Origin of the sequence: Micromonospora haikouensis, assembly GCF_900091595.1 — a bacterium.
Classification (GTDB): Bacteria; Actinomycetota; Actinomycetes; order Mycobacteriales; family Micromonosporaceae; genus Micromonospora; species Micromonospora haikouensis.
This window is the reverse complement of the sequence record NZ_FMCW01000030.1, coordinates 35,614-49,042: the sequence shown is the minus strand read 5'-3', so window position 1 is coordinate 49,042 and position 13,429 is coordinate 35,614. Positions and strand designations below refer to the sequence as shown.

The window sequence follows — 13,429 nt, the reverse complement described above, 5'->3', positions numbered from 1 at the left end:
CGGCGATTTCGGCGGCGGCCGGGTCAGGCCCGCGGGGCGGCCGGCGCGGGGCCGGCGGCACCCACCCGCAGCTGCCACAGCTCGGGGAAGAACCGGTGGTCGATCAGCCGGGCGAGCATGGTCGCCGGGCTGCCCGGGGTGCCGGCCGGGCCGTGGCCGCCGATGCGCAGGGCCACCTGGTAGTGCCGCACCCGCCAGGACGCGACCCGCTCGTCCCACTCCACCATGGCCTCGGCCAGCCGGTGCAGCGGATCGGCGGTGTCGGTGCCCGGCAGCGCGGACACGTCGACGCCGAGGGCGGCGAGATGGTCGGCGAAGGCCCGCCCGAGCCGCCGGCTGGCGGCCTGCACCTGCCGCCAGCCAGGCGATTCGGCGCCGGAGCCGTTGCCGAGCGCCGGCTGCATCGCCTGGAAGTCGGCGGGGGACAGGTGGCGGAACATCTCCAGCTGGTCGGTGACCAGCCGCACGCCGAGCGTCGCCCGGGTCAGCAGCAGCTCCGCCGCGCCCGGCTCGCCGGCGTCGAGCCGGGCGGCGGCCTCGCGCAGCTCCGACGCCGCGAGCTTGAGCCACAGCTCGGTCGACTGGTGGACCACCTGGAAGAGCAGCTCGTCGCGACAGATCACCTGATCCGGGCCGCGCTGCAGGTCGAGCAGTTCGTCGACGCGCATGTAACGCGCGTAGTCGGTGTCGCCGTCGCCCGGCAGCACGGGTGAGTGGTCCCGCTTCACGGAATTGTCCCCTTCGGTTGGCGTCGGGGCACCTGGACGCGACCCGCGACGACTCATCGCGGCGGACATTATCCAACGACGTCGAGCAATATGTCACGCCCCCCGGCTGCGACCGCCCACCGGTGGGGGTAAATGCATCCTTCTCGGCCGTTTCTATCGAGAAGAATGCGACTCGTCGGCGGGCCGCCGAATGGGAGACGAGTCCCGCCGGACGAAACCGGAATGTGGGATCAGCCGGGCAGGGTCAGGTCGAGCACGGAGCCCAGCCCGTTGGGCCGGCCCGGCTCTGCCTCGGGCAGGACCAGCACCGCGCAGCCGGCCCGCACCGCACCGGCGTCCGCCGCCGTGTCGCCCACCATCAGCGCCCGCTCCGCGTCCACCCCGAGCATCCCGCAGGCCCGCCAGAAGATCGCCGGATCCGGCTTGCAGCGCCCCACCTCGTACGACAGGACGAACGCGTCCACCAGGGCGTCGAGGCCCCACGCGGCGAAGAACGGCCGGATGTCGAAGCCGATGTTGCTCACCACCGCCACCTTCACCCCCGCCGACCGCAGCGCCGCGAGGGTCGGCGCGGTGTCCGGGTAGGGCACCCAGCCCTCGGCCACCAGCACGCGCTCGTAGAGCGCGTCGGCGAGGCCGTCGATCCCGGCGTCCACGGTCTCCGCCAGCCCCGTGTACGCGCCCCGGTGGGCGTGCGGGTAGAGGTCCCGCTCGGACCACAGCTCGGCCAGCGCCGGCGGCACCCGCGCCGGCAGCGGGCCACCGGGCCGGCCCGCGGTGAGGAGCCGGTCGGCCAGCGCCGTGGCCCGCATGCGCTCCAGGCTCACCCCGCACGCCCGCGCGGCGGCGAGCACCCAGTCGTGGGGGTCCTCCACCTGGGCGAGGGTGCCGTGGAAGTCGAACAGGACCGCCTCGACGGGCCGACGGGACGCCCGGGCGCCCGCGGCGGCGTCGGCGCTGGGTGGGGTCGACTGGGTCGGTTCGGCATGATCCGGCACGCCGTGCACCCTACCGACCGCCCCCGACCCCCCTGTCGGACGGCCTTGAGGCGGTGGTCGTCGGAGGCACGCACTAATCTTGGGGACATGTCGAGCCCCGCCGAGCGGTACGCCGCGGCGCGCCGCCGGGCCGCGCAGGCCTCACAGTTCCCGGCGCTGGACGAGTTCGCCCTTGACCTGGGGTTCGATCTCGACGACTTCCAGCGGGAGGCGTGCCAGGCCCTGGAACGGGGCAGCGGCGTGCTGGTCTGCGCCCCCACCGGCGCCGGAAAGACCGTGGTCGGCGAGTTCGCCGTACACCTGGCCCTGCGCGGCGCCCCCGCGCGGCCGGCGGCGGCCGACGGCGACGGCCCCCCGCCCACCCGGCGCAAGTGCTTCTACACCACGCCGATCAAGGCGCTGTCCAACCAGAAATACCACGACCTGGTGGACCGCTACGGCGTCGAGCACGTCGGCCTGCTCACCGGCGACAACGCGATCAACGGCGACGCCCCGGTGGTCGTGATGACCACCGAGGTGCTGCGCAACATGCTCTACGCCGGCTCGGCCACCCTGGAGGGCCTGGCCTACGTGGTCATGGACGAGGTCCACTACCTCGCCGACCGGTTCCGCGGCGGGGTCTGGGAAGAGGTGATCATCCACCTGCCCGCCTCGGTGACCCTGGTCTCGCTGTCGGCGACCGTCTCCAACGCCGAGGAGTTCGCCGACTGGCTGGTCACCGTGCGCGGCGAGACCGCCGTGGTGGTCAGCGAGCACCGCCCGGTGCCGCTGTGGCAGCACATGCTCGTGGGCAAGCGGATGTTCGACCTGTTCCACGACGCCGACGCCGCCCGCAAGCACGACGTGCACCCGGAGCTGCTGCGCTACACCCGGGAGACGATGCGCCGCCTGGAGCTGGGGGAGGGGCGCAGCGCCGGGCCGGGCGGCGGCCGGCGCGGGCCGCGCTGGCGGGGCCCGCTGCGCCCGGACATCGTGGACCGGCTCGACCGGGAGGGGCTGCTGCCGGCGATCCTGTTCATCTTCAGCCGCGCCGGCTGCGCCGCCGCCGTGCAGCAGTGCCTCGCCGCCGGCCTGCGGCTGACCAACCCGGAGGAACGCGCCGAGATCCGCCGGGTCGTCGAGTCCCGGGTCACCGCCATCCCCGGCGAGGACCTGACGGTGCTCGGCTACTGGGAGTGGCTCGACGGCCTGGAGCGCGGCCTGGCCGCCCACCACGCCGGCATGCTGCCGGTGTTCAAGGAGGTCGTCGAGGAGCTGTTCGTCCGGGGCCTGGTCAAGGCGGTCTTCGCCACCGAGACCCTGGCGCTGGGCATCAACATGCCGGCCCGCTGCGTCGTCCTCGAACGTCTCGTGAAGTTCAACGGCGAGGCCCACGTCGACCTCACCCCGGGCGAATACACCCAGCTCACCGGGCGCGCCGGCCGCCGCGGCATCGACGTCGAGGGGCACGCGGTCGTGGTCTGGTCGCCCGAGACCGACCCCCGGCACGTGGCGGGCCTGGCCTCCACCCGCACCTACCCGCTGCGGTCCAGCTTCCGCCCGTCCTACAACATGGCCGTCAACCTGGTCGGCACGGTCGGCGCGGAGCCGGCCCGCGCGCTGCTGGAGAGCTCGTTCGCGCAGTTCCAGGCCGACCGGTCGGTGGTCGGCCTGGCCCGGCAGGTGCAGCGCAACACCGAGACCATCGACGCGTACGGCGCGGAGGCGGCCTGCCACCACGGCGACTTCGAGGAGTACTTCGCCCTGCGGGTGGCCATCGCCGACCGGGAGCGCGCCATCGCCCGGCAGGGCCAGCACCAGCGCAAGGCCGCCGCGGTGGCGTCGCTGGAGCGGCTGCGCGTCGGTGACGTGATCCGGGTGCCGTCCGGGCGGCGCGCCGGCCTCGCGGTGGTGCTCGACCCGGCCACCGGCGGGTTCGGCGAGCCCCGTCCGCTCGTGCTCACCCAGGACCGGTGGGCCGGGCGGGTCAGCCCCGGCGACTTCACCACCCCGGCGGAGGTGCTCGCCCGCATCCGGGTGCCCAAGCACTTCAACCACCGTTCCCCGGCGGCCCGTCGTGACCTCGCCGCCGAGGTCAGCGGCACCGGCCTGGACCGGCACGGCGGTCGGCGCGGCGGCCGGTCCCGGCAGGGCGCGGGCGAGGACCACGCGCTCAGCCAGCTCCGCACCGAGCTGCGCCGGCACCCCTGCCACGCCTGCCCCGACCGGGAGGAACACGCCCGCTGGGCCGAGCGCCGCCGCCGCCTCGAACGCGACACCGAGGAGCTGCGCCAGCGGGTCGCCGGCCGCACCGGTTCCCTGGCCCGCACGTTCGACCGGATCGTCGCGCTGCTCACCGCGCGCGGCTACCTGTCGGCCGACGGCGCCGTCACCGACGCCGGCCGGATGCTCGGCCGGATCTGGACCGAGGCCGACCTGCTGGTCGCCGAGTGCCTGCGCCGGGGCGTCTGGGACGGGCTCTCCCCGGCGGAGCTGGCCGCCGCCGTGTCGGTGGTGGTGTTCGAGGCCCGCCGGGACGCCGACGAGCGGGCGTCGCTGCCGCGCGGCCCCGTCGCGGACGCGGTGGACGAGACGCTGCACCTGTGGAGCAGCATCGAGGCCGACGAGGCCGCCCGGGGCCTCGCCGTCACCCGCGAGCCCGACCTCGGCTTCGCCTGGCCGATCTACCGTTGGGCGCGCGGCGAGGCCCTGGCCAAGGTGCTCGCCAGCGGGCACCAGCTCGACGGCGAGATGCCGGCCGGCGACTTCGTCCGCTGGGCGCGGCAGGTCGTCGACCTGCTCGGTCAGGTCGCCGACTGCGGCGGCGCCTCCACCGAGCTGCGCGCCACCGCCCGGCAGGCCATCGCCGCCGTCAACCGAGGTGTCCTCGCCTACCACGCTACCGCCTGACGGTCACCCTGCGTCATTCCGGCGCGGGTCCCATTCATCGGACTGTCACCGCAACAGCACCCCCCGAAGTGGCCGGGGGGTGCTGTTGCGGCAGTTCAACGCGTCCCCGATCATGTCTCCGGCACGTCGTTGACGCGTCGGTAACCGGGTGGGGGGACAACCGCCGTGGCGGAGATCAATCACTTTGAGTACGGCTGGATCACGCCGGCGCTCAGCTACGCGCTGTCGGTGCTGGGCTCGTTCCTCGGTCTGGTCTGCGCGGGCCGCATCCGGGTCGCCGCCACCACCGGCCAGCGCGTGTGGTGGGGCATCCTCGCCGCCTGGGCGATCGGCGGCACCGCGATCTGGAGCATGCACTTCATGGCGATGCTCGGCTTCGCCGTCGAGGGCACCCGGATCCGCTACGACGTGCCGGTCACCCTGGCCAGCGCCCTCATCGCCGTGGTCGCGGTCGGCATCGGCCTGGCCATCGTCGGCACCGGCCGGGTCTCCGCGCTGCGCATCGGCGTCGGTGGCGTGTTCACCGGGGCCGGGGTCGCCGCCATGCACTACACCGGGATGGCGGCGATGCGGCTCGGCGGCTCCCTCGGCTACGACGGCGTCCGGGTCGCCCTGTCGGTGGCGATCGCCGTGGTCGCGGCGACCGTGGCGCTGTGGCTGGCCGTCACCGTGCGCCGCGCCCTGGCCGTCGCCGCGTCCGCGCTGGTGATGGGCGTCGCCGTCAACGGCATGCACTTCACCGGCATGAGCGCCCTGTCGGTGCACCTGCACGAGCAGCAGGGCGAGATCACCGGCGCCGGTTTCAGCACCCTGCTGGTGCCCATCGTCCTCGCGGTGATCTTCGTGGTGGTGGGGCTGGTCTACGCCCTGCTCGCGGCGCCCACCGAGGAGGACCGGGCCGGCGCCGCCTACCTCGACGCGCGCCGGGTCGACCCGGCCGGGGCGAGCGTGCCGGATCCGCAGCCGGCTCCGGACCCGGTCGGGCTGCGCGCCCGCGGCACCCTGGCCCGGCCCGGCAGCACGTTCCCGACCCGCCGCGTCGACCCGCCGCGCTGACGCCGCGCCGGGCCGAGTGCCGTCCTCGCCGGACCCGGCCGGCACGTTCACCAGGCCCGGTCCGCGGGGCTGGCGGCGAGGCCGGGCGCGGCGCGATCAGTCGCGGGTGGCGAGGGCGTCGACGAGGCGGCGGCAGGAACCGGCCAGGTTCCAGCGCTCGGCCAGCTCCAGCAGCCGGTCCGGGTCGGCCGGGGCCTGCGGCAGCGCCGTGGGCAGCTCCGGCAGCGGCACGTCCAGCGCCACCCGCACCACCGTCGGCGCGACGGCCAGGTAGTCGCGCGCGGCGTCCAGCCGGGCCCGCAGGCCCGGGGCGAACCCGGAGCCCGGGGCGTCGAGCGCGGCGAGGATGCCGGCGACGCCGCCGTACCGGTCGACCAGCCGGGCCGCGGTCTTCTCGCCGACGCCCGGCACCCCGGGCAGCCCGTCGCTCGGGTCGCCGCGCAGGGCCGCGAAGTCGGCGTACCGGTCGGCGGGCACCCCGTAGCGGGCGCGCACCGCCGCGTCGTCGCAGTCCTCCAGCTTCGCCACGCCCCGCCCGACGTAGAGCAGCCGCACCCCGCGCGCGTCGTCGACGAGCTGGAACAGGTCCCGGTCGCCGGAGACCACCTCCGCCGGCGCGGGCTGGGTCACCGACAGCGTGCCCAGCACGTCGTCGGCCTCGTAACCGGTGGCGCCGACCGCCGTGATGCCGATCGCGGCCAGCACGTCCAGGATCACCGGCACCTGCGGGCCGAGGGTGTCGGGCACCTCCTCGCCCCCCTCCGCGGCCACCCGGTGCGCCTTGTACGACGGCAGGAGCGCCACCCGCCAGTCGGGACGCCAGTCGTGGTCCAGGGCGCAGACCATCCGGTCGGGGCGGCGGGTGCGCACCAGCGTGGTGAGCATGTCGAGGAAGCCGCGCACCGCGTTGACGGGGCTGCCGTCGGTGGCCCGCGCGGCGGACTCGGGGACGCCGAAGTAGGCCCGGAAGTAGAGGCTGGGAGCGTCGATCAGCAGGATCGGGGGTCGGTGTGCCACGCCGGACAGCCTGGCACAGGCGTCCGACGATCCGGGCGCGGCGCGGCGGTCAGCGCGGCCGGTCGTGCCGGTAGAGCGTCTCCCGGCGGGCGAGGCGCTGCACGGCGTAGCTCGCCACCAGCAGGACGAGGGCGACGGCCGCCTCCAGCCACGCGAGCGCCCCGTTGGCGACGGTGAGGCCCACCGCCAGCAGCACCAGCCCGGCGACGGCGAGGATGCCGGCCCACAGCAGCCCGCGCCGGCGCCGCGCCCCGCGGTCCCGCTCGCCGCCCATCGCGTCGCCTTCCCGTCCGTCGGCCGGTGTTCCGGTGCCGGCGTGGGTCCAGGCTATCGACGTCGCCGCCCGGGTCGGGCGGGTTCGACGCGACACCGCCGCGAGCGCCTCCCGCAGGCGACCAAACGACCGTTAAGCTCACAGGGTGGGAACCGACGGCAGAACCGGCCACCGGGACCCGACGCCGTCCGCACGACGGGCGGCGAGACCGGCTCAACACCACCCCCACGGAGCTCAGCGCGCTATGACCGTCGACCGGATCCTGCCCACCGACGAGGCCCACGACCTGCTCGGCCTCGCCACCGAACTCGCCGACCGGGAACTCGCCCCCCGCGCCGCCGGGTTCGAGTCCCGCGCCGAGTTCCCCCGGGAGGTGCTGCGCACCCTCGGCCGCGCCGGCCTGCTCGGCCTGCCCTACGCCGAGGAGCACGGCGGGGCCGCCCAGCCGTACGAGGTGTACCTGCAGGTGCTGGAGGTCCTCGCCAGCCGCTGGCTCGCCGTCGCCGAAGCGGTCAGCGTGCACACCCTGTCCTGCTACCCCCTGGCGCAGTTCGGCACGGACGCCCAGCGCAAGCTGCTGCCCGACATGATCGGTGGCGACCTGCTCGGCGCGTACTGCCTGTCGGAGCCGCAGGGTGGCTCGGACGCGGCGGCGCTGACCACGAGGGCCGTGCGCGACGGCGAGGCGTACGTGGTCACCGGCACCAAGGCGTGGATCACCCACGCGCAGGTGGCCGACTTCTACAACATCTTCTGCCGCACCGGCGGGCCCGGCCCGAAGGGCATCTCCTGCCTGCTCGCCGACCGCGACACCCCCGGCATCGTGCCGCAGGCCGCCGAGCGGACCATGGGCCTGCACGCCTCCCCGGTGGCGCAGGTCGCCTTCGACGACGCCCGCGTGCCCGCCGACCGCCTCATCGGCGGGGAGGGCGCCGGCTTCACCATCGCCATGTCAGCCCTGGACTCCGGCCGCCTCGGCATCGCCGCCTGCGCCGTCGGCCTGGCCCAGGCCGCCCTCGACCACGCGGTCGGCTACGCCCGTGAGCGTCGGCAGTTCGGGCGGGCGATCGTCGACTTCCAGGGCCTCGGCTTCACCCTGGCCGACCACGCCACCCGGATCTCCGCCGCCCGCGCGCTCATGCTGGCCGCCGCGCGGCTGCGCGACGCCGGCCGGCCGTACTCGATCGAGGCGGCGAAGGCGAAGCTGTTCGCCACGGACGTGGCGATGCGGGTGACCATCGACGCGGTGCAGGTGCTCGGCGGGGCCGGCTACGTCGCCGACCATCCCGTCGAGCGCTACCTGCGGGAGGCGAAGGTGCTCCAGATCGTCGAGGGCACCAACCAGATCCAGCGCCTGGTGATCTCCCGCGCCCTGGCCAGGGGCTGAGCGCGCGCCGGCGGTGCGGGCCCGGCCCCGCACCGCCGGCCCCCGGTGTTAACGATTGATGTTCGGCTATCTGATGGCTAGCCTCTGCTTGCCATGGTCCGTCGACGACCGCACGGAGGCCCGCGCATGGATCACGAGAACCCGCCCGGCTGCTGCGGCGGCCCGTCCGCGCCGCCGCAGGTCGGGCTCAGCCGCCGTACGCTGCTGCGGGGTGCGGCGCTGACCACCGGCGCCCTCACCGTCGGCGGCGTCGTCGGCCTGCCGGGGATGGCCCACGCGGCGCCCGCCATCTACAACCCGTTCGCCGGCTACCCGATCACCGGCACCTGGGAGGAGCACCTCAGCAGCGGCTCGCTGGGCGGCATCGACTTCGGGATGGGCGTCGGCACGAACCTGCCGGCCTGCGGCGCCGGGACGATCCAGAACATCCCGAACAACGGCACGGGCGGGCACACCGTGACCATCCACCACGCCGACGGCTACCGCAGCCAGTACATGCACCTGTCGCAGTTCCTGCTGTCCGACGGCACCGCCGTCGCCGCCGGGACGGTGGTGGGGCGCTCCGGGGGTGCAGTCGGCGCCCCCCGGTTCCGGCAACTCCACCGGCCCGCACCTGCACTGGCACATGATCAACCCGAGCGGGGTGCGGATCAATCCGCTGACCTACGTCGGCCAGAACCCGGGCGGCGGCCTGCCCAAGACGACCACCGAGCAGGACGGCATCCCGGGCCCCATCTGCTACAAGCGGATGCAGAACTGGCTGCGGATCACGTCGGGCTACACGGGCCCGATCGACGGCGTGCCCGGGGTGAACACCTACGCCGCCCTGCAGCGGGCCATGCGCGGCTACGGCTACACCGGCCCGATCGACGGCGTGCCCGGGGTCAATACCTGGAGGGCCGTCCAGCGGCTCGCCTCCGGCTGGGGCTACACCGGCCCGGTCGACGGGGTGATGGGCCCGAACTCCTGGCGCGGCTTCGCCCGCTTCCTCAACCAGGACCAGTGGGACTGAGGCCCACTGCGGAAGGTCGCCTGAGGTGCACCGGGCGTCACGCGAGGCGGGGGCGTCGTCGCGTGGGAGCGCTTTTACCGGTAGGTTGCACGCCGTGGAGGAGATCGACCGGGCCATCGTCGCGGCGCTGACCGCTGACGGGCGGCTGTCGTACACGGATCTGGCGGAGAAGGTGGGCCTGTCGGTGTCCGCCGTGCACCAGCGGGTCCGCCGGCTGGAGCAGCGCGGGGTGATCCGGGGGTACGCCGCCCGGGTCTCCTTCGAGGCGGTGGACCTGCCGCTGAGCGCGTTCGTGGCGATCCGGCCGTTCGACCCGTCGCAGCCCGACGACGCCCCGGAGCGGCTGGCCCACCTGCCCGAGATCGACTCCTGCTACTCGGTGGCGGGGGAGGACTTCTACCTGCTGCTGGTGCGGGTGGCCTCCCCGGCCGACCTGGAGCGGCTGCTCCAGGAGATCCGCACGGCCGCGAACGTCACCACCCGCACCACCGTGGTCCTGTCCACCCCGTACGAGAACCGGCCGCCGAAGATCAACGGCGAGTTGTCGGCGCGGGCGCGGTCCCGGGCGGCGGGGGAGGCGGCTGGTTCCACCGCAGGATGACCGGCCGGCCGTGCTCGTGGCCGAGGGCGCTGACCGTGGCGGTGTCCAGCCGCAGCAGCCCGCCGCCCGACGGCGGCAGGCCGATCCACCGGGCGCCCAGCACCCGCAGGCTGTGCGCGTGGCCGACCAGGGCGACGTCGCCGTCGGCGAGCGCGGCGGCGGCGCGGGCCAGGACCCGGTCGAGCCGCGCGCCCACCTCGGCGGGTGACTCCCCGGCGGGGCAGCCGTCGGTCCAGATGTTCCACCCCGGGCGAGTGGTGTGGATGTCGGCGGTGGTGACGCCCTCGTACCGGCCGTAGTTCCACTCGGCCAGGTCCTCGTCGACCGCCGTGCCGGCCAGCCCGGCCAGTTCGGCGGTGTGCAGCGCGCGGCGGCGCGGGCTGGCCAGCACCAGGGCGAAGCGCCGGCCGGCCAGGAGTGCGGCGAGGCCGCGGGCCTCCCGCTCGCCGTCGTCGGTGAGCTCCAGGTCGGTGTACGAGGTGTGCCGGCGGCTGGCGCTCCACTCGGTCTCGCCGTGGCGGACGAGGACGATCTCTCCCATCCGCCCAGTCAACCAGCCCCGCCCGTCGGCCGGTGCGGGAGACCAGCCGGCCGTCCATCAACAAGCAAGTATTTGTGAAAGCGTTCGTTGGCGTTACCGTGGGGCATGTCCTCTTCGCTCCAGGTGCCGGCCCCGGGCCTCGACGCCGCCTTCGCCGCTCTCGGCGATCCGGTGCGTCGTGCCCTGGTGGCCCGTCTCGCCCGCGGTGACGCCACCGTCGGGGAGCTCGCCGCGCCGTTCGACCTCACCCCACAGGCGATCTCCCACCACGTCGGTGTGCTGCGGCGGTGCGGCCTGGTCGACCAGCGCCGCGAGGGGACCAGGCGGCCGTGCCGGCTGCGGGTCGACCGGCTTTCCCAGCTCGGCACGTGGATCGACGACCAGCGCCGGGCCTGGCACGACCGGCTCGACGCCCTCGAACAGCACCTCGCCGACGGGGAGGCGTCGTGACCCGCGCGGAGCTCAACGGCGACGAACTGATCGCCCGCCGGCACCTTCCGGCGGCACCCTCCCGGGTCTGGGCGGCGTTCACGTCGCCGACGAGCATCGCGGCCTTCTGGGGTGGTTCGCACGCCGTCGTCCCGCCGGAATCCGTGACCGTCGACCTGAGACCGGGCGGTGAGTTCGCGCTCGACACCCAGGCGCCCGGCGGCGCCGTCCGCCGGCTCCGGTTCGTGTACGTGAGCGTCGTCGCCCCGCGCGAGCTCGTGTTCGACGAGCCCGTGACCGGGCTCCGCACGACCGTGACCATGCGCGCCGCGGGCGACGGCACCGATCTCACGGTCCACCAGCGTCGGCTTCCCGCGGAGCTGCGGACCACCCAGGCGGCGGACGGGCTCGCGTCGATCCTCGCCGCGCTCGCCGCGCACCTGCGGCACTGACGACCACAGAAGTGGAGAGATGCCATGGAACAGGCCACGCAGCGCCAGCTCGTCGAGGAGTACTTCGCCGGGTTCCGCACGGGTGACCACCCCCGGATCCTCGCCACCCTGACCGAGGACGTCGAATGGGTCATCCACGGTCACCGCACCACCCGGGGCAAGGCCGAGTTCGACGGGGAGATCGAGAACCCGGCCTTCACCGGCAGCCCGGACCTCGACGTCCAGCGGGTCCACGAGGACGGCCCGGTCGTCGTCGCCGCAGGCGAGGGCCGGGGTGTCATGGTCGACCACGGGCCGTTCCGGTTCGCCTTCAACGACCTGTTCACGTTCCGCGCCGGGCTGATCGCCCGGGTCGATTCCTACGTCGTCCCGCTGCCGTGAGCCGGCGAGGGCGACCCACCCGACTACCCTAGCAGCCTAGGATGCCACAGCGGGTGTGTGTGCCGCCCCGCTGTCAAGAGGTTTCCGCTGCCCGCGCCCCGGGCATGCCTATGGTCAGGGGCAGTGAGGCCCCGGAACGCCGGAGCAGAGGGAGTCGACATGAGCTTCACCGACAAGGCGAAGAACAAGGCCCAGGAGCTGGCCGGCGCTGCCAAGGAGCGCGTCGGCGACATGACCGACAACGAGCGTCTGCGGGCCGAGGGCGCCACCGAGCAGAGCGACGCGCGGGCCCGGCAGGCGGGCGAGCACGTCAAGGACGCCGGACGGGACGTGCGCGACGCGTTCACCAAGTGACCCGACCGCGCGGCGGCCCCGGAGGATTCTTCTCCGGGGCGGCCGTCGTCGGTGCCGTCCCCGCCGCCGGGGGAGGAGCGTGGGCTAGGAAACCCGGGTGAGGCGGATCGCGTCGGCGATGACGAGGCCGGTGCCGGTGGTCCACCGGCTCACGCCGACCCGGTTGGCGTCGCCGGCGGGGAGGGTGAAGGTGCCGAGGGCGCGCCACTGCCCGCCGGTGGCACGCTGGTCGGCGTACACGGTCTTGTTGCCGGTGGTGGTGGCGACGAGGTACGGGGTGGCGTTGTTGTATCCGGCGTTGGCCGGCCACCAGGCGTCGACGCGGTAGGTGCCGGTGGCGGGGACGTTGACCCGGTACCAGGCGACGTCGCTGGAGGCGACGGGGTCGGCGTAGCGGTAGTCGGCGCCGTAGCGCTGGCCTGAGTAGGTGGAGACGCGCCAGTTGGCGCTGGCGGTGAAGCGGCCCGAGGTGGCGTTGTCGACGACCGTGCTCCAGGCGGTGCCGCCGCTCATCCGGGCGGCGACGTCGGCGCGCATGACGTCCAGGTCGATGAAGGACGGGTCGATCTTGCCGGTGGTGCTGGTCTCGCGGTGGCCGCGGGCATAGCTCGCGTCGCGGCCGAGGCGGGTGAGCACGGCGGCGGTGGCGCGCAGCGACGCCTCGTACTGGGCGGGGGTCATCTCCTGGCTGACGCCGTTGTAGTCGATCTCCCAGCCGATCATGAGGGTGTTGCCGTCGCCGGCGGGGATGGGTCCGCTGCCGCCGCTGGTGCCGGCGTGGTTGGCGCGGCCGGCGGAGATGAGGTGGAACACGCCGTGGTAGTCGACGAGGGCCTGGCAGAGGGGCCCGGGCAGGTCGGAGCGGCCGTTGATGCAGATGCCCAGGGCGGGGTGGGGGTTGGTGGCGCTGGAGGTGGAGGCGGTGTGGTGCCACAGCACGCCGATGGGGTCGAAGTCGCCGGGGCGCATCCGGTTGCGCCAGTCACCCTCCTCGACGACCTGTACGCCGGCGGCGCGCAGGACGTCGGCGAGCCAGCCGACGGTGGCCATCAGGACTGCTCGGTCAGGTCGGCGAGGCACTCGACGCGTGCCTCGGCCCGGGCGGGCGCGGGGCGCAGGGCGACGGTGAGCGCGGCGGCGACGAGGGCGGGGAAACCGAGGAGCCCTCGGCGGCGCAGGCGGGCGACGGGTGACGTGGCCACGGCACTCCTCACGGCGGCGGACGGTGGTCCGCCCGGTCGGTGGGCAGGGATGACGGCACGCTATCCGGTTGCACCCGTCGATGTCGATACCCTTCAATCGAACTGTCG

The 13,429-nt window shown here is 74.5% G+C and carries 16 protein-coding genes and 1 pseudogene; 10 read left to right on the top strand and 7 right to left on the bottom strand.

Features of this window, described 5'->3' with window-relative positions; genetic code table 11:
* Positions 1-23: 23 nt before the first annotated feature.
* Positions 24-728 (bottom strand): tryptophan 2,3-dioxygenase family protein, encoded by a 705-nt coding sequence (locus GA0070558_RS26220; protein ID WP_091284498.1) that lies wholly within the window; start codon positions 726-728, stop codon positions 24-26.
* 230 nt (positions 729-958) lie between these two features.
* A complete protein-coding gene (locus tag GA0070558_RS26215; protein WP_387106556.1) occupies positions 959-1,633 on the bottom strand; it encodes an HAD family hydrolase in 675 nt (224 codons plus the stop codon).
* Positions 1,634-1,813: 180 nt separating this feature from the next.
* Between GA0070558_RS26215 and GA0070558_RS26210 the strand changes: the two genes are divergently transcribed.
* Complete coding sequence (locus GA0070558_RS26210; protein WP_091284496.1) at positions 1,814-4,615, top strand: DEAD/DEAH box helicase; 2,802 nt, start codon at positions 1,814-1,816, stop codon at positions 4,613-4,615.
* Between the two features lie 165 nt (positions 4,616-4,780).
* Positions 4,781-5,671: an MHYT domain-containing protein gene (locus GA0070558_RS26205; protein ID WP_077940368.1), complete on the top strand. Its 891-nt coding sequence runs from the start codon at positions 4,781-4,783 to the stop codon at positions 5,669-5,671.
* A gap of 96 nt (positions 5,672-5,767) precedes the next feature.
* On the opposite strand, the gene GA0070558_RS26200 is transcribed toward GA0070558_RS26205, so the two are convergent.
* Both GA0070558_RS26200 and GA0070558_RS26195 read right to left on the bottom strand, forming a co-directional pair.
* Positions 5,768-6,688, bottom strand: coding sequence for a 5'-3' exonuclease (locus GA0070558_RS26200; protein WP_091284494.1), 921 nt, complete (start codon positions 6,686-6,688; stop codon positions 5,768-5,770).
* Positions 6,689-6,737: 49 nt separating this feature from the next.
* Positions 6,738-6,962, bottom strand: coding sequence for a hypothetical protein (locus GA0070558_RS26195; RefSeq protein ID WP_091284492.1), 225 nt, complete (start codon positions 6,960-6,962; stop codon positions 6,738-6,740).
* 244 nt (positions 6,963-7,206) lie between these two features.
* Between GA0070558_RS26195 and GA0070558_RS26190 the strand changes: the two genes are divergently transcribed.
* The 4 genes and pseudogenes from GA0070558_RS26190 (at position 7,207) to GA0070558_RS26180 (ending at position 9,962) form a co-directional block, all read left to right on the top strand.
* Positions 7,207-8,349 (top strand): acyl-CoA dehydrogenase family protein, encoded by a 1,143-nt coding sequence (locus GA0070558_RS26190; RefSeq protein ID WP_091284490.1) that lies wholly within the window; start codon positions 7,207-7,209, stop codon positions 8,347-8,349.
* A 375-nt stretch (positions 8,350-8,724) separates the two neighbouring features.
* Positions 8,725-8,862 (top strand): annotated as a pseudogene (locus GA0070558_RS35040) (peptidoglycan DD-metalloendopeptidase family protein); the annotation flags it as partial.
* Positions 8,863-8,917: 55 nt separating this feature from the next.
* Positions 8,918-9,361 (top strand): peptidoglycan-binding domain-containing protein, encoded by a 444-nt coding sequence (locus tag GA0070558_RS34620; protein ID WP_256092131.1) that lies wholly within the window; start codon positions 8,918-8,920, stop codon positions 9,359-9,361.
* 94 nt (positions 9,362-9,455) lie between these two features.
* Positions 9,456-9,962: an Lrp/AsnC family transcriptional regulator gene (locus GA0070558_RS26180; protein ID WP_077940363.1), complete on the top strand. Its 507-nt coding sequence runs from the start codon at positions 9,456-9,458 to the stop codon at positions 9,960-9,962.
* On the opposite strand, the gene GA0070558_RS26175 is transcribed toward GA0070558_RS26180, so the two are convergent.
* The gene (locus tag GA0070558_RS26175) at positions 9,892-10,503 is read right to left on the bottom strand and encodes a histidine phosphatase family protein (RefSeq protein WP_091284488.1); all 612 of its coding nucleotides are present in this window, start codon (positions 10,501-10,503) and stop codon (positions 9,892-9,894) included. The two genes, GA0070558_RS26180 and GA0070558_RS26175, sit on opposite strands and share 71 nt — an antisense overlap.
* Before the next feature lie 105 nt (positions 10,504-10,608).
* On the opposite strand from GA0070558_RS26175, the gene GA0070558_RS26170 reads away from it, so the two are divergent.
* The 4 genes from GA0070558_RS26170 (at position 10,609) to GA0070558_RS26155 (ending at position 12,119) form a co-directional block, all read left to right on the top strand.
* On the top strand, positions 10,609-10,953 hold the full coding sequence (locus GA0070558_RS26170; protein ID WP_091284487.1) for an ArsR/SmtB family transcription factor: 345 nt from the start codon (positions 10,609-10,611) through the stop codon (positions 10,951-10,953).
* Entirely contained in the window at positions 10,950-11,384 is a 435-nt protein-coding gene (locus GA0070558_RS26165) for an SRPBCC family protein (RefSeq protein ID WP_091284485.1), read from the top strand. The genes GA0070558_RS26170 and GA0070558_RS26165 overlap by 4 nt, the downstream gene beginning before the upstream one ends.
* 24 nt (positions 11,385-11,408) lie before the next feature.
* Positions 11,409-11,765, top strand: coding sequence for a nuclear transport factor 2 family protein (locus GA0070558_RS26160; RefSeq protein WP_091284483.1), 357 nt, complete (start codon positions 11,409-11,411; stop codon positions 11,763-11,765).
* Positions 11,766-11,924: 159 nt separating this feature from the next.
* On the top strand, positions 11,925-12,119 hold the full coding sequence (locus GA0070558_RS26155; RefSeq protein WP_043969178.1) for a CsbD family protein: 195 nt from the start codon (positions 11,925-11,927) through the stop codon (positions 12,117-12,119).
* An 84-nt stretch (positions 12,120-12,203) separates the two neighbouring features.
* On the opposite strand, the gene GA0070558_RS34895 is transcribed toward GA0070558_RS26155, so the two are convergent.
* Positions 12,204-13,169: a golvesin C-terminal-like domain-containing protein gene (locus tag GA0070558_RS34895; RefSeq protein ID WP_091284481.1), complete on the bottom strand. Its 966-nt coding sequence runs from the start codon at positions 13,167-13,169 to the stop codon at positions 12,204-12,206.
* Positions 13,169-13,321, bottom strand: coding sequence for a hypothetical protein (locus tag GA0070558_RS33585; protein WP_176734382.1), 153 nt, complete (start codon positions 13,319-13,321; stop codon positions 13,169-13,171). The genes GA0070558_RS34895 and GA0070558_RS33585 overlap by 1 nt, the downstream gene beginning before the upstream one ends.
* Between the last annotated feature and the right edge of the window lie 108 nt (positions 13,322-13,429).